Here is a 985-nt window from a genome sequence, read left to right on the forward strand (position 1 = left end):
GAGACAGGGGCAGGCCGTCGCACTCCGGCTATCGGGGCGCAACGCGGCTCGGAGGAAGGGCAGTTGGGGTCGGGCTCGCGGTACGGCTCGGCGGACGGACAGTCGGGCCTCGCCTCGCCGCACGGTTCGCCCGCCGCCCAACACGGTTCGGCGGAAGGCCAGTCGGGTGCCGCCGCCCGGCGCGCGGGCGGCGACGGCCGTCGCCCGGGCGTGACCACCGCGTCGAGCGCCTCCACGGCGTATCCCACCCCCGACGACGCCCACCACCACCGCTCCGGCACCGCAGACCGCCCGGGGGCGGAGGCCCTCGCGCCGCACGCCGTCGACGACCCGGCCTCCGGCGCCACCCGGCCCCGTTCGTCCGACACCCGGCCCTCCGGTACCACCGCCGCGCACTCCGGCTCCGGCGCCCGGACCTCGGCCGGCATCGCGCCCCACGGCGCCGACGACTCCGCCGATTCCCCGCGCGGTGCCGCCCACCGCCCCTCCTGGGCCCGCACCGACGACGGTGACGACTCGGGGGACGGTTTCGTTGGGCCGTACACCGTGCTCGTGGTGGACGGTGACCCCGGTGGGGCCGATGTGCGCGAGGCGGTGGCGCGGCTGGCCCACGACGGGCCCCGGGCCGGTATCCACGTCGTGTGCCTCGCCGAGACGGAAGCGGCCTCGCCCGTGTCCCCCGTGACGGAGACCTACGAGGCGGCCTGCGCGGCGGCGCCGACGTTCCGCGAGTGCGGGGCGGTCGCGCTGCTGAGCGGTGATGTCGCCACGGCGCTGCGGCTGTTGCGGGTCGCGCACGGCGGTACGGGGGCGTCCCGGGCCGGCACCGGAGCAGCACGGTCCGGTACGGACACATCCCGACCCGGCACAGCGACGTCACCTCTCCGTACGGAGCCGTCACGCCCCGGCCAGAGCGACCCCGACCACGCGCATCCCGGTCAGGCGGGCCTCGGCCGAGCCGACCCCGACTCATCCGCCCCCAACC

At 77.7% G+C, this 985-nt stretch carries 1 pseudogene; it reads left to right on the forward strand.

The annotated features are described in order from the left end of the window. Positions 1-63: 63 nt before the first annotated feature. Positions 64-985, forward strand: a pseudogene (locus ACNFOC_RS54670) (hypothetical protein); the annotation flags it as partial.

The organism is Streptomyces colwelliae (assembly GCF_048158785.1).
Classification (GTDB): domain Bacteria; phylum Actinomycetota; class Actinomycetes; order Streptomycetales; family Streptomycetaceae; genus Streptomyces.